Annotated in this window: 13 protein-coding genes; 8 read left to right on the top strand and 5 right to left on the bottom strand. The window is 68.1% G+C overall.

Annotation, left to right across the window (positions count from 1 at the left end):
• The first annotated feature begins 153 nt into the window (after positions 1 to 153).
• From FBY20_RS22115 to FBY20_RS22095, 5 genes are read left to right on the top strand one after another with little or no spacing between them, the layout of a single operon-like run.
• Positions 154 to 780 carry a PepSY-associated TM helix domain-containing protein gene (locus FBY20_RS22115; protein WP_142054616.1) on the top strand — a complete coding sequence of 209 codons (627 nt, stop codon included), beginning with the start codon at positions 154 to 156 and terminating at the stop codon, positions 778 to 780.
• Positions 781 to 807: 27 nt separating this feature from the next.
• Positions 808 to 1,323 (top strand): DUF2271 domain-containing protein, encoded by a 516-nt coding sequence (locus tag FBY20_RS22110; protein WP_056324163.1) that lies wholly within the window; start codon positions 808 to 810, stop codon positions 1,321 to 1,323.
• Between the two features lie 23 nt (positions 1,324 to 1,346).
• Positions 1,347 to 2,147 (top strand): DUF4198 domain-containing protein, encoded by an 801-nt coding sequence (locus FBY20_RS22105; RefSeq protein WP_142054614.1) that lies wholly within the window; start codon positions 1,347 to 1,349, stop codon positions 2,145 to 2,147.
• 13 nt (positions 2,148 to 2,160) lie between these two features.
• Positions 2,161 to 3,177 (top strand): FAD:protein FMN transferase, encoded by a 1,017-nt coding sequence (locus FBY20_RS22100; RefSeq protein ID WP_142054612.1) that lies wholly within the window; start codon positions 2,161 to 2,163, stop codon positions 3,175 to 3,177.
• 6 nt (positions 3,178 to 3,183) lie between these two features.
• A complete protein-coding gene (locus FBY20_RS22095) occupies positions 3,184 to 4,560 on the top strand; it encodes a sulfite reductase subunit alpha (RefSeq protein ID WP_142054610.1) in 1,377 nt (458 codons plus the stop codon).
• 25 nt (positions 4,561 to 4,585) lie between these two features.
• Here FBY20_RS22095 and FBY20_RS22090 read toward each other — a convergent pair whose 3' ends face one another.
• Together FBY20_RS22090 and FBY20_RS22085 are read right to left on the bottom strand one after the other, a co-directional pair.
• Complete coding sequence (locus FBY20_RS22090; RefSeq protein ID WP_056324159.1) at positions 4,586 to 5,545, bottom strand: tripartite tricarboxylate transporter substrate binding protein BugE; 960 nt, start codon at positions 5,543 to 5,545, stop codon at positions 4,586 to 4,588.
• A gap of 28 nt (positions 5,546 to 5,573) precedes the next feature.
• The gene (locus FBY20_RS22085) at positions 5,574 to 7,031 is read right to left on the bottom strand and encodes an amidohydrolase family protein (RefSeq protein ID WP_142054608.1); all 1,458 of its coding nucleotides are present in this window, start codon (positions 7,029 to 7,031) and stop codon (positions 5,574 to 5,576) included.
• An 89-nt stretch (positions 7,032 to 7,120) separates the two neighbouring features.
• On the opposite strand from FBY20_RS22085, the gene FBY20_RS22080 reads away from it, so the two are divergent.
• The gene (locus FBY20_RS22080; protein ID WP_142054606.1) at positions 7,121 to 8,086 is read left to right on the top strand and encodes a LysR family transcriptional regulator; all 966 of its coding nucleotides are present in this window, start codon (positions 7,121 to 7,123) and stop codon (positions 8,084 to 8,086) included.
• A gap of 25 nt (positions 8,087 to 8,111) precedes the next feature.
• On the opposite strand, the gene FBY20_RS22075 is transcribed toward FBY20_RS22080, so the two are convergent.
• From FBY20_RS22075 to FBY20_RS22065, 3 genes are read right to left on the bottom strand one after another with little or no spacing between them, the layout of a single operon-like run.
• On the bottom strand, positions 8,112 to 8,555 hold the full coding sequence (locus FBY20_RS22075; RefSeq protein ID WP_142054604.1) for an SRPBCC family protein: 444 nt from the start codon (positions 8,553 to 8,555) through the stop codon (positions 8,112 to 8,114).
• 57 nt (positions 8,556 to 8,612) lie between these two features.
• Positions 8,613 to 9,443, bottom strand: a complete 831-nt coding sequence (locus tag FBY20_RS22070) for a phosphoenolpyruvate hydrolase family protein (protein WP_056324151.1) — start codon at positions 9,441 to 9,443, stop codon at positions 8,613 to 8,615.
• Positions 9,444 to 9,454: 11 nt separating this feature from the next.
• A complete protein-coding gene (locus FBY20_RS22065; protein ID WP_142054602.1) occupies positions 9,455 to 10,666 on the bottom strand; it encodes a Tm-1-like ATP-binding domain-containing protein in 1,212 nt (403 codons plus the stop codon).
• A gap of 161 nt (positions 10,667 to 10,827) precedes the next feature.
• On the opposite strand from FBY20_RS22065, the gene FBY20_RS22060 reads away from it, so the two are divergent.
• Complete coding sequence (locus FBY20_RS22060) at positions 10,828 to 11,475, top strand: TetR/AcrR family transcriptional regulator (protein ID WP_062840786.1); 648 nt, start codon at positions 10,828 to 10,830, stop codon at positions 11,473 to 11,475.
• A gap of 130 nt (positions 11,476 to 11,605) precedes the next feature.
• Positions 11,606 to 13,267 (top strand): S-layer protein, encoded by a 1,662-nt coding sequence (locus FBY20_RS22055; RefSeq protein WP_142054600.1) that lies wholly within the window; start codon positions 11,606 to 11,608, stop codon positions 13,265 to 13,267.
• Positions 13,268 to 13,361 lie beyond the last annotated feature (94 nt).

Genomic DNA, 13,361 nt, shown 5'->3' with positions numbered 1-13,361 from the left:
CCCGGCGGCCCGCATTCAGCTGTTGTTCAGACTCGGCGCCGCAGCCGTTTCCGGCCGAAATCGATTGAAATTTTCGCGTGCGCAAAGGCCGGGCTTTTTTAAGAGTAATTCTCATTAAATGCTAGAATCCGCCCGCTTCCGGCCTGATATTCCATGGACACCCAACCCGCTCCCCGACGCCGCGCCTACTGGCTCAAGACCCTGCATCAGTGGCACTGGATCAGCGCTGCGCTCTGCATGGTGGCGATGCTGCTCTTCGCCGTGACGGGGCTGACCCTGAACAACGCGTCGCACATCGAATCGAAGGCCGTGGTGACCAGCCGCGAGGTCCGCCTGCCCGACACCGAGCTCCAGCAGCTTGCCGCCACGCCCACGCAAAAGAAGGCGCCCCTGCCCGCCGCCGTCGCCGCCTGGCTGGACGACGCGCTGGACGCCTCGACGGCCGGCAGGCCCGCCGAATGGTCCGCCGGCGAGGTCTATCTGTCGCTGCCCCGCGCGGGCGGCGATGCCTGGCTGTCCATCGACCGCGCGAGCGGCGACGTGGAATACGAGCGCACCGACCGCGGCTGGATCTCGTACCTGAACGACCTGCACAAGGGCCGCAACACGGGCTTTGCCTGGAGCTGGTTCCTGGACATCTTTGCCGTCGCCTGTCTGGTGTTTTCGCTCACCGGGCTGGTGCTGCTCAAGATGCACGCCGGCAACCGCAGCGCGACCTGGCCGATGGTGGGCCTGGGTCTCGTGATTCCGCTGGTGCTGGCGCTGCTTTTCATCCATTGATTCCATCGATACGCCCTGGAGATTTCCATGCGCAAGTTGCTGTTGCCGGCGCTGCTCGCCGGCCTGATCGCCCGAACGGCCCACGCGGCAGACATCGGCCTGTCCATCGAGGTGCCGCGTCTGGACGTGGCCGAATACCACCGCCCTTACGTGGCGATCTGGATCGAGAACCCCGACCAGAGCGTGGCGGCCGACCTGGCGGTCTGGTACGACGTGGCCAAGAAAAACAACGAAGGCACCGAATGGCTCAAGGACATGCGCCAGTGGTGGCGCCGCAGCGGCCGCAACCAGCAGTTCCCGGTGGACGGTGTCAGCGGCGCGACCAAGCCCGTGGGCAAGCACGCGCTGTCCTTTGATGCGGCCAGCAAGCCCCTGGCGCAGCTAAAGCCGGGACAGTACGCCGTGGTGGTCGAAGCCGCGCGCGAAGTGGGCGGCCGCGAACTGGTGCGCATCCCCTTCCAGTGGCCGCCGCAAAAGGCCGAGCAACTGGCCGCGCGCGGCGAACACGAACTGGGCGCCATCGCGCTCGACCTCAAACCCTGACCCCGTCCTAAAGGAACGCAACGATGAAAACCGCCGCCAAACTGGCCGCCGCGCTGGCGCTGTGCCTGCCCTTTGCCGCCCACGCGCATGACGTCTGGATCGTGCCGTCCTCCACCGTGCTGTCGGGTACCGATAGCTGGATCACCGTGGACGCCGCGGTCGGCAACGACAAGTTCTACTTCAATCACGCGCCGCTGCGCCTGGACGGCCTGACCGTGACCGCGCCGGACGGCAATGCCGCCGAAGCCGAAAACATCAACCGCGGCAAGCTGCGTAGCACCTTCGATCTGCAGCTCAAGCAGGCCGGCACCTACCGCGTGGCCGTGGTCAACGACGGCGTGTTCGCACGCTGGAAGGAAGACGGCAAGAACAAGCGCTATTTCGGCAAGGCCGACGGACTGGCGCAGGCCGTCCCGGCCAAGGCCGATGAGCTTGAAGTGTCGCAAAGCCTGGGCCGCGTCGAAACCTTCGTGACCGCGGGTAAGCCGTCGGCAGTCAAGCCCGTGGGCCGCGGCCTGGAGCTGGCGCCGGTGACGCACCCGAACGACCTCTTCACGGACGAAGCCGCCACGTTCCAGATGCTGCTGGACGGCCAGCCCGCCGCGGACCTGGACGTGACCGTCGTGCCCGGCGGCAGCCGCTATCGCGACAAGGTCGGCGAGATCGCGGTCAAGACCGGCAAGGACGGCAAGTTCTCGGTCAAGTGGCCGCAGCCCGGCCTGTACTGGATCGAAGCCGGCATGGAAGACGCCAAGGTCACCGTGCCGCAGGCCAAGAAGCGCCGCCTGTCGTACGCGGGCACCGTCGAAGTGCTGCAACCGTAAGGCAGCGGCGCGCGTGGCCAATGCCCCTTCCTATGCGCCGCGCGGTGCCGCGGCGCCCGCCGTTCGCATCGCCTATGGCGCGATGCCCGGGCGGCCGGCCGCATTGGCCGGCGCCACCATGGGCACCACGTGGTCCGCGCGCATGGCGTTGCCCGCGGGCGTGGCCGACGACGCGGCGCGGGGCGCGATCCAGGCTGCGCTGGATCACGTGGTCGCGCAGATGAGCACATGGGAGGCGGACGCCGACATCAGCCGCTACAACCGCGCCGCGCCCGGCTGGCAGACGCTGCCGGCCGAATTCTTCCATGTGCTGCGCCATGCGCTGATGCTGGCCCAAGACAGCGGCGGTGCCTACGACCCCACCGTGGGACCGCTGGTCAATGCGTGGGGCTTCGGTCCGCACCAGCGCGCCTTCGAACCGCCCTCGCCCGCCGCCATCCAGGCGGCGCGCGAGCGCTGCGGCTGGCAACGTGTGCAGCTGGACGATGACCGCCGCGCGGCGTGGCAGCCCGGCGGCGTGTATCTGGACCTGTCGTCCATCGCCAAAGGGTTCGGCGTGGACCGCGCCGCGATGGCGCTCGATGCCCTGGGCATCACCGATTACCTGGTCGAAGTCGGCGGCGAATTGCGCGCGCGCGGCAAACGCCCCGACGGACAGCCGTGGCGCGTGGCCATCGAGGTGCCCGACGCCAGCGACGACCATGCGCTGGCCTTGCCGCTGGAGAACTGCAGCATCGCCACATCCGGCGACTACCGGCGCCACGCGGGCGACGGCGATGCGCGCTACGCCCATACGATCGACCCGCGCACCGGCCGGCCGGTGCGCAATGCGGTGGCGTCCGTGACGGTGCTGCATCCTGTCTGCATGCAGGCCGACGCGCTGGCCACCGTGCTGACGGTGCTGGGCGACACCGACGGGCTGGCCTACGCGCGCCGCCATGGTCTCGCAGCGCTTTTCATTCTGCGCGGGGAAGACGCCTGGCGCGTCGTGGCCACGCCGCAGTTCGAAGCACTGGCCCTTGCGCCCTGAATGCTGATGCTTCATACCCGGTTGATTGCAGCGGCGTGCGTGGTGCTGGCTTGGCTACTGCTGTGCCTGTGGGCCTGGCGGCGCGCCCGCCGCCAAGACGCGCAACATGCGCTGGCGCTGCAGGCCCTTGGCGCCCCCGCGCCCGAAGACGCCCTGCTGGTCGCCTATGCCAGCCAGACCGGCTATGCCGAGTCCCTGGCCACGCAGACCGCGGAATCGCTGCGCGCCGGCGGCCTGACCGTGCGCGTCGCCTCGCTGGACCAATTGGATATTGCACGGCTGGCGGCGTACCGGCGCATGCTGTTCGTCGTCAGCACCTACGGCGAAGGCGATCCGCCCGACGCGGCGGCGGCCTTTGCCGGCATGATGCAAGCAACGCCGCCAGGCGCCGCGCTGGCGGGCGCGCACTACGCCGTGCTGGCGCTGGGCGACAGTGAATACGCGCATTTCTGCGGCTTTGGCCACCGTCTGGACGACTGGCTTCACGCGCAGGGCGCGGCGCCGCTCTTCGACCTGGTCGAGGTGGACAACGACGACGCCGCCGCGCTGCGTCATTGGCAGCATCACCTGGGCTTGCTGGCGGGCCGCAGCGACCTGCCCGACTGGGAAGCGCCGGCATACGACACCTGGCGCCTGGCCGGCCGGACGTTGCTCAATCCCGATAGCCAGGGCGGCCCCTGCTACCTGCTGACGCTGACGCCGCCTGCCGGCAGCCCCGCGGCATGGCAGGCGGGCGACATCGCCGAGATCGGCCCCCGGCGCGAACCCGGCGGCGAACTGCAGGCGCATCGCGAATACTCCATCGCTTCATTGCCCGCAGACGGCGCCATCGAACTGCTCGTGCGCCAGATGCGCGGCGCGGACGGCGCGCTGGGGCTGGGCAGCGGTTGGCTCACGCACATTGCGCAGCCCGGCGACGACATCGCGCTGCGCGTGCGCGCCAACCGCAATTTCCATCCGCCCGAGGACGGCCGTCCGCTGATCCTGATTGGCAATGGCACGGGCCTGGCCGGCCTGCGCGCGCTCATCAAGGCGCGCCGCGCGGCCGGCCACCTTCGCAATTGGCTGGTTTTTGGCGAGCGCAATGCCGCCCACGACCGGTTCTGCGGCGACGAAATCGACGCGTGGCGGCAAGACGGCACGTTGGCGCGCGTGGATTGGGTGTTTTCGCGCGACCAGGCTGAACGCCGCTACGTGCAGCATTGCCTGCGCGAACAGGCTGGCGCCCTGCGCGACTGGGTGGACGCAGGGGCCGCCGTGTACGTCTGCGGCAGCCTGCAAGGCATGGCGGGCGGCGTGGATGCCGCGCTGCGCGAGATCCTGGGCGAGGACCGCCTGCAGGCGCTGCAGCATGCAGGAGGCTACCGGCGCGACGTGTACTGAACGCGCGCCGGATTGCCCGGCCCGGTTACTGCAGCTTGATCTGCGCGCGGTCGATCACCGTCTTCCAGCGATCGCGTTCGGTGCTGATCTGCTCGCCAAACTGCGCCGGCGTGTTGCCCAACGGAAACGCGCCCGTCTCTTCCATCTTTGCGGCGGTCGCCGGGTCGCGCACCGCACGGGCAAAGGCATCGGCCAGCTTGTCGCGCACGTCGGCCGGCATGTTGGCCGGACCCACCACGCCGTACCACGCCGTCACGTCGTAATCCTTGTAGCCTTGCTCGGCAAAGGTCGGCACGTCCGGCAGGCGCGGGTTGCGCGCCGTGCCGGTGATCGCCAGCGCCTTTAGGTGATTGCTCTTGACGTAGGGCAGCGACGACGGGAAATTGTCGAAGATCACCGGCACCACGCCGCCCACCGTGTCGGTCAGCGCAGGCGCCGAACCGCGGTACGAAATGCTGTTCATCTTGCCGCCGATGATCTGCAGGAACCAGATCATGCCCAGGTCGTTCACGCCGCCCGCCCCCGCATTGGCGTAGCCGTCCTTGCCGGGATTGGCGCGCACGTGAGTCACGAATTCGGCCAGCGTCTTGGCCGGAAAATTCGGATTCACGCTGAGGATGTTGGGGCTGGTCACCAGGTTGCTGATGGGCGTGAAGTCCTTGACCGGGTCATAGGCCAGGTTGGGAAACAGGTGGGGCGCCGTGCCGTGCGTGCTGACGGTGGCCAGCCCCACGGTGTAGCCGTCCGGCTTGGCGCGCGCCGTGGCCGTCATGCCGATGGTGCCGGACGCGCCGGTGCGGTTTTCGACCACGATCTGCTGGCCCAGGATCTCGCCCGCCTTGGCGGCGGCCACGCGGCCGACGATATCCGTGGGGCCGCCGGCCGGGAACGGCACGATCAGGGTGATCGGACGATCGGGAAAGGCAGCGTGGGCGGCCGGCAGCGCGGCGGCCAGCGCCAGGGCGGCGCAAGTCTTGCGGAACATGATGGTGGATCTCCTGGAACGGCTGTTGTTATGAAAGGGGTTGCGCCGCGGCCGGATCGCGGCGAAGGATGCGGCCGGGCCGCGGCATGTTTGCCGCAGCTGGATATACCGGTACGCCATTGACCAGCACGTGCGCCACGCCATCGGATGCCAGCGTCGGCGCCTCCCACGTGGCGCGGTCGATCACCGTCTCGGCATCGAACACCACGATGTCGGCCCACGCGCCCACGGCGATCCGGCCGCGGTCCGTCAGGCCGAAAACGCGGGCGGGCAATGCGGTCATCTTGGCCACGGCCGCCTCCAGCGTCACCAGCCGGGCCTCGCGCACATACCTGCCCAAGACGCGCGTGAAGCTGCCCCACAGCCGGGGATGCGGATGCGCGTCGTTCGGCAGGCCGTCGGAGCCCACCATGCAGCACTCATGCTGGAAGATGCGGCGCACTTCGTTCTCGTCCATTGCGAAATAGATCGCGCCCGCCGGGCACAAGCGTTTGGCCGCCGTCGTCTTGTCGCACCCCCAGCGCGCCGCGATATCGCTCAGATATTCGCCGTTGCACTCGGGATGCGGGGTCGACCACGTGATGCGGATGTCGTCGATGGTGTCGGCGCGCTCGGGGATCAGGATGGTCGAGCTGCCGGGATACGGGTAGATGTCCAGCGCCACGTCCACGCCTTCGGCGCGGGCGCGGTCGATGTTGGCAAGCGTGGCGGCGCTTTTGCCCCAATTGCGCGGCATCATGCATTTGTGATGCGACAGCACGGTGGCGCAGCCGGTGTTGCGGCCGATGCTCAGCACCTCGTCCACGGCGGCCTCGACCGCATCGCCCTCGTTTCGGATATGGCTGGTGTGCATCGCGCCCCGTGCCGCCGCCAAGCGGGCCAGGCCTTCCAGTTCGGGCGGTTGCGCCACGCCCCCTGGCTGATAGGCCAGGCCGGTGCTGAAGCCCACCGCGCCGGCGTCCAGCGCGTCGGCCAGCATGCGCTGCATGGATTCCTGTTCGGCGGGGGTCGGTTGCGCCGCCGGGTCGCGCATCGCGGCAAGGCGCAGATTCGCGTGCCCCACCAGCGCGGCCACATTGATCACCGGCTGGCGCTCGCGCAATTCGTCGAAGTAGGCCTGCATGCTGGCGAATAACGGCGTCTCGCCCAGCAGCGCCAGCGCGGCCGCGGTATTGCCGGGCAGCGGTGCGGGCGCGCCGCTTACCCCACAGTTGCCCACCACCACCGACGTGACGCCCTGGCTGGTTTTCCAGGCAAGGTCCGGCTTTTCCACGAACATCAGATCGTCATGACCATGCACGTCGATGAAGCCGGGCGCCACGATCTTGCCGGCAGCGTCCAAGCGCCGGGCGGCCTTGACTGCCGACAGGTCGCCGATGGCCGCGATGCGCTCACCCGCCACGCCCACGTCGGCGCGCTGGCGCGGACCGCCCAGCCCGTCGATGAGCCAGCCGCCTTCGATGATCAGATCCAGAGTGCCCTGCATGGTGTTCCTGCCTTGATGAAGGCCCTAGTATCGTCGGCGCGATCAATCTGGAAAAATTGTTTTTATTGATCCATCTATCGCGTTTTGAAATGCATCGTCTACCCAAGCACGTCACCTTGAAGCACCTGACCGCGTTCGTCGCGGTGGCGCAGGAATCCAGTTTCACGCACGCCGCCAAACGCCTGTTCCAGACCCAGTCGTCCGTCACCAGCCTGGTGCGCCAGCTTGAGGACGCGCTTGGCACGCAACTCTTCGCGCGCACCAGCCGGCGCGTGCTGCTGACCCCGGCCGGCGAGGAATTCCTGCCGCGCGTCATGCGGCTGCTGGCCGATTTTGACGGCGTGATCGAGGACGTGGTGCGCTTTGGCGCGCTGGAACGCGGGCGGGTGGGCGTGGCGGCGGCGCCGTCCGCCATCACGCAACTCATCGCACCGGCGGCCGCCGTGTTCGCCGCGCAGTATCCGGCGGTGCGCGTGTATCTCAGCGACGACAACTCCGGCCGCATCCAGCGCAAGGTGGCCGCGCGCGAGGTCGATTTTGGCCTGACCAGCCGCTGGGCCGACGCCCCCGGCCTGCTGTTCGACGCCTTGCTGGAGGACCGCTTTGGCGTGCTCTACCGGCAGGACGACGCCAGCCTGCGCCCGGGCCGCGACGGCGCGATGCGCTGGTCCGATCTGGCCGGCCGCAAGCTGGTGGGCGTGGTGGATGAAACAGGGATCATGGCGCTGCTGCGCGCCCGCGCGGACCTGCCGATCGAGGCCGCGGCGCCGTTCTATGAAGCGTCCAGCACCACGTCGCAGGCGGCGCTGGTCAAAGCGGGAATGGGGGTGGCGCTGCTGCCGGCACTGGCTGCGCAGCGCGTGATGGAGCCGGGCCTGGCCTATGCACTGCTGGCGCGCCCGACCGTGGTGCGCACGCTGTGCATCATCCGCAACAAGGACTACCCGCTCAGCCCGGCGGCACAGGCATTGATCGCGGCCATCCACGACTACCTGCGAACGGCTCAGCTACCTCCAGGCTGCCGCCGACTATCCGCGGGGCGGCAGAAGCACTAATCGAGCCAATGGGTGTCTGACACCCTCACTTCCCGCGCAGCTTTTCCTCCAGCGCAGCCAATCCCGCCGCGAACACGTTCTGTCCCACGGCCTCGGCCACATCGCTGAGCCGCGCGCCTTCCACGCGGAAGTCTGCCCACCACTGCACTAGCGTGCCGCCCCCCTCGGTGACGGGATGCAGCGATATGCCCGCGACGTAGTCGCGCATGGGCAGGTCGGTTTCGATGATCGAGTACCGCAGTGCGGTATTGGGATCGTCCAGCATCAGCAGCTGTTCGCGCACGAAGCCGGACGGCTTGAGCGTCAGGTGCCGCACCGAGCCCACGGCGTCGTGGCGGCCGCCCTCTTCCAGGCGGCTTTGCGCCACGCCGGGATGCCAGCCCCCCAGACCATTGAAGTCGCGGAACAACGGCCAGACCCTGTCCAGCGGCGCGTTGACGATGGCGGTGATGTGTACGGTGTGCGGCATACGGGCTCCGGCGGACGCGATGCGCGTCGAATGAGGGGGAAACTGCGGCAATGCGGATCAGAAGGTCAGGTTCTTGAATTCACGCGTGGCGGCCGTCAGGGCCTGTTCGGTCGGCAGACGCTCCATCGAGCTGGCGCCGTAGAAGCCGTGGCAATGCTTGCAGGCGCGCAGCACGTACGCCGCATCCTCGGGCATTGCAATCGGACCGCCATGGCAAAGCACGATGATATCCGGGCGCACGGCCAGCGCGGCCTCGGCGATACGGTCGATGGCGCCCACGCAATCGTCCAGAGTCAGGGCAGTCTCGGCGCCGATGGACCCGCCGGTGGTCAAGCCCATGTGCGCCACGATGATGTCCGCGCCCGCGCGGGCCATGGCCACGGCGTCGTCCTCGTTAAAGACATACGGCGTCGTCAGCATTCCCTTCTGGTGCGCCAGGCGGATCATGTCCACTTCCAGCGCGTACCCCATGCCCGTCTCTTCAAGATTGGCGCGGAAGTTGCCGTCGATGAGGCCGACGGTGGGAAAGTTCTGCACGCCGGCAAAGCCCTGGCGCTTCAGGTCGTCCAGGAAGACATCGAAATCGCAGAAGGGGTCGGTGCCGTTCACGCCGGCCAGAACCGGCGTCTTCTTGACCACCGGCAGCACTTCACGGCCCATGTCCACGACGATCTCGTTGGCGTTGCCGTAGGCCAACAAGCCCGCGAGCGAGCCGCGGCCGGCCATGCGGTAGCGGCCCGAGTTGTAGATCACGATAAGGTCGATGCCGCCCGCTTCCTCGCACTTGGCCGACAGCCCGGTGCCCGCGCCCCCGCCCACAATGGGCGTGCGGGCGCGCACCATGGCGCGAAACTTGTCCAGCAGTTCGTGACGGTCAAAACGCGGCATGGCGGCAATCCTCAATGTGCGGCAATTTCAAGAAAATGGTCGACCGCCGTTTTCGCGAACAGCGGATCGTTGATGTGGCAAGGCACGCGGATCAGCCGGCGGTCTGCCGTCTGCCGCAAGTTGGCTTCCAGCGCGGCAAACAACGCGGCATCGGCCTCGGGGTCCCAGAACGCCTGGCCCGGCGCGTCCAGCGCGGACACGCCGCCCTCGGGGATCAGGAAACGCACCGGCCCATCGCAGCGGTTCAGCCGGTCGGCAATCCATTCGCCCTGCCGGGTGTTTTCCTCGGCGGTCGTGCGCATCAGCGTGACCTGCGGGTTATGCGGGTAGAACAGCCGGCCGCGGTAGCGCTCGGGCACGGTGTCCATCGCGCCAAAGTTGACCATGTCCAGCGCGCCGCAAGAGCCGACATACGGCGCGCCCGTGCGCGCGACGGCGCCGAAGCGGTCTTGCGTGCACGCCAGCACGCCGCCGAACAGCAGGTCGCAGACTTCGGTGGTAGTCAGGTCCAGCACGCCCGCCAGCAGCCGGCTGTCCAGCAGCTTTTCCATCGACTGGCCGCCCGTGCCCGTGGCATGAAACACCAGGCAGTCGAACTGCGATTCCAGCAGCGGCGTGACCTGTTGCACGCAGGCGGTGGTGACGCCGAACATGGTGATACCCACGGCCGGCCGGCCGTCGTCGGCGGCCGCATTCGCCGACTGGCGGAACGCGCCGCCAATCGCCCCGGCCGCATTGGCCAGCACGCGGCGCGAGATGCGGTTCAGGCCCGCCACGTCGGTCACGGAATACATCATCGCGATGTCGGACGGTCCCACATAGGGCGCGACATTGCCGGAGGCCATCGTGGACACCATCACCTTGGGCGTGCCAATGGGCAGCGCGCGCATCGCGGGCGTGATGAGCGCGGTGCCGCCGGATCCGCCCAGGCCCAGCAGCGCGCCGATCTCGGCATTGCCGGCGGCATAACGCTCGAACGCCAGCGCCATCGCCGCGATGGCCGAACCCCGGTCGCCGGTGAAGACCGCACCCGCGCCCTCCGGATGGCTGCGCGCAACCTCCTGCGCCGAGACCTCGGCGGCGCTGGGCGCGCCCGAGGTCGAGACGTCCACCGACACCACGTCCAGGCCTTCGCGCCGGAGCAGATCCACCACGTATTCGGCCTCGTGGCCCTTGGTGTCGTAGGTCGCGGCCACAAACACCCGCTGCTTGGTATGCGTCATGACTCCTCCGCGGGCGGCTACACTCCGTGCGCGCCTCGATATGTGAGGCCAAAGGCCTGTAGAATCCAGAAATGAGACGAAAGAATCATACTGAGACACCTGTCTCACGTCAATCCGACTCCCCTGCCCGCAAGGGGCAAGCGTCCGCAGGCGGCGCCAAGCTGATCGCTCCCGCCAGCCCGCAGGCGGCGGCCAGCGGCGAACCGCCCCACGGGCCGCGCGCCCGGATGCGCAAGACGCTGCTCGAGGCCGCCCAGCAGCTGATGGCGCAAGGCGTCACGCCGTCCGTCGCCGAACTGGCCGAGCACGCCCGCGTATCGCGCGCCACCGCCTACCGCTATTTCCCCAGCCAGAGCGCGCTGATCGCGGCCGTGGTGGACGAAAGCCTGGGTCCCATCCTCGCCTGGAATTCCGACGCGCCCGACGCCGCGGCCCGTGTCGACGAGCTGCTGCGATTCGCCTATCCGCGGCTGGAGGCCCACGAAGCGCCCTTGCGCGCCGCCATCCTGGTGTCGCTGCAACAGCACGCGCAAGCCAGCGCCGGCAAGGCCGACGCCGAGCCCCGGTTGGTGCGCGGCCATCGGGTCGACATCCTGAAGCGCGCCATCGCCCCGCTTGCCGCCGACCTGACGCCGGCACAACAGGAGCGCGTCGCGCAGGCGCTGTCGCTGGTGTACGGCACCGAGGTGTTCCTGGTGCTCAAGGACATCTGGAAGCTCGACCTGCCCGGCGTCACCGACGTCGTGCGCTGGACCGCCAACGCCATCATCACCCAGGCCTTGGCCGAAGCCAAAGCCGGCAAGAAATAGGCCGGCCCGGACAGCGCACCAGATCCGCGTCCGCGCCCGCCGCTGTCATTCCCACGTCATTCCCCGCCCGCATAGTGGCGCGCTTCGCGGCAGTGCGTGTTGCACGCCGCCTGACGTTGGAGTGTTGTAGATGCAGTTCGAAGTATCCCGCCTGCGGCGAGCCCTCATGCCTTTGTCGCTGGCTTGCGTGACCCTGTTGAGCGCTTGCGGCGGCAGCGATGACGATGACGAAGTCACCCCCGAACCGGCGCCCCCCGTCGTGACCGATCCCACGCCGCCCGCCGAGCAGCCCAAGCCGGTCGAGACGGGCGCGTGGTCCACGGGCGACCTGCACGTGCATACGTTCCAGTCGGACGACGCCCAGGTCAGCCTGGAAAGCGCGCTGGACCAGGCGTTCGACCGCTACAAGCTGGATTGGGCCGCGATCTCGAATCACCTGCGTCTGTCCGCGCGCGACCATACGGGCGTGAACCTGCCGGGCGGCTCGATCCCGTTTTCGCAAGGCATGGCGCAGTACGAGGTGCCCTTCATCAAGCAGGCGCAGGCCGCGGGGCGCTACGCCGGCAAGATCATCTTCTCGTCGTTCGAATGGGACATGCCCACGCACGACCACGTCAACATCGGCATTGGCTACAACGATCCGCAGTCGGCCAAGTCGCTGGAGGCGGTTGCCGAGTTCGAATACCTGTTCACCAACCGCGATCCGAACAAGTTCGACCCGCTGCTGGTCTCGCGCCTGTCCGGCCAGACGCGCGCCTACACCACGCACGCCGACGCGCTGGCCGCGCTGAAGTGGTTGCGCGACAAGCACCCCGACAGCTACATGCTGCTGAACCATCCCTCGCGTTACGCGGGCAAGTACACCATCGCCCAACTGCGCGAGATGAACGACCTGGCGCCCACCGTCTTCTTCGCCATCGAAGGCATGGTCGGCAACCAGATGGAACCGGACCGCGGCGGTTACGCCACCGCGTACACCACGCCCTTCCTGCCCAACCGCACCTATGGCGGCACGGACTACCTGGTCGCGCACCTGGGCGGCACGTGGGACGCGCTGCTGGGCGAAGGCCGGCGCATCTGGAACGTGGCGGATTCGGACTATCACTTCCGCACGGCCTCGGGCCTGTACAGCAGCGGCTACGCGCCCGGCGAATACAGCAAGACGCACGTCTGGAAAGACGGTGACGACATGGCGGCGGTGGTGGCCGGCCTGAAGAGCGGCCGCATGTTCGGCGTCTTCGGCGACCTGATCGACGCGCTGGACTTCCAGGCCAAGGGCTTGGCCGGCGCCGCGCACATGGGCGGCGAGCTGAAGGCGGCCAAGGGTGAAAAAGTGGAAGTCACCATCCGCTTTCGCAGCCCCGACAGCAACAACTACGAGTACCCGATCGAAAGCGGCAACCCGACCTACGTGAAGCCCACCGTGCATCACGTGGACCTCATCGTGGGCGACGTGACCGAACGCGCCCAGGCAGGCACGCCGGAATACGACGCCGACACCAATCCCACGACGCGCGTGCTGGCCCGCTTCACCAAGGCGGACTGGAAGGTGGACGACGAAGGCTACAACGTCATCACCACCACGATCACCGCCGACAAGAGCCAGTACCTGCGCCTGCGCGGCACCAACCTTGGCGTGGACGTGGCCGGCGAAACCGCTGCGGGCGAACCGCTGCCGGACGCCAAGATCGACCTGGCCGACAACGCGGCGCGCTTTAACGCGATCAACGCACGCAACTACAACGACCTGTGGTTCTATTCGAACCCGGTGTTCGTGACCGTCGAAAACTGATCTGATCGCCCCCCCTGCGCCGCCGATTTCGGCGGCGCAGCGCAGGCAAAAAAATGCCCGGCTCGCGCCGGGCATTTTTGTTGGTGCAGCAGGC

This window comes from Achromobacter sp. SLBN-14 (assembly GCF_006715415.1).
Lineage (GTDB): Bacteria > Pseudomonadota > Gammaproteobacteria > Burkholderiales > Burkholderiaceae_B > Achromobacter > Achromobacter mucicolens.
This window is presented reverse-complemented; position numbering and strand designations above follow the sequence as displayed.

Coding starts and splice junctions, on each gene's coding strand:
- FBY20_RS22115 (WP_142054616.1), top strand. CDS start 154: ATGGACACCCAACCCGCTCCCCGACGCCGCGCCTACTGGCTCAAGACC.
- FBY20_RS22110 (WP_056324163.1), top strand. CDS start 808: ATGCGCAAGTTGCTGTTGCCGGCGCTGCTCGCCGGCCTGATCGCCCGA.
- FBY20_RS22105 (WP_142054614.1), top strand. CDS start 1,347: ATGAAAACCGCCGCCAAACTGGCCGCCGCGCTGGCGCTGTGCCTGCCC.
- FBY20_RS22095 (WP_142054610.1), top strand. CDS start 3,184: ATGCTTCATACCCGGTTGATTGCAGCGGCGTGCGTGGTGCTGGCTTGG.
- FBY20_RS22090 (WP_056324159.1), bottom strand. CDS start 5,545: ATGTTCCGCAAGACTTGCGCCGCCCTGGCGCTGGCCGCCGCGCTGCCG.
- FBY20_RS22085 (WP_142054608.1), bottom strand. CDS start 7,031: ATGCAGGGCACTCTGGATCTGATCATCGAAGGCGGCTGGCTCATCGAC.
- FBY20_RS22080 (WP_142054606.1), top strand. CDS start 7,121: ATGCATCGTCTACCCAAGCACGTCACCTTGAAGCACCTGACCGCGTTC.
- FBY20_RS22075 (WP_142054604.1), bottom strand. CDS start 8,555: ATGCCGCACACCGTACACATCACCGCCATCGTCAACGCGCCGCTGGAC.
- FBY20_RS22070 (WP_056324151.1), bottom strand. CDS start 9,443: ATGCCGCGTTTTGACCGTCACGAACTGCTGGACAAGTTTCGCGCCATG.
- FBY20_RS22065 (WP_142054602.1), bottom strand. CDS start 10,666: ATGACGCATACCAAGCAGCGGGTGTTTGTGGCCGCGACCTACGACACC.
- FBY20_RS22055 (WP_142054600.1), top strand. CDS start 11,606: ATGCAGTTCGAAGTATCCCGCCTGCGGCGAGCCCTCATGCCTTTGTCG.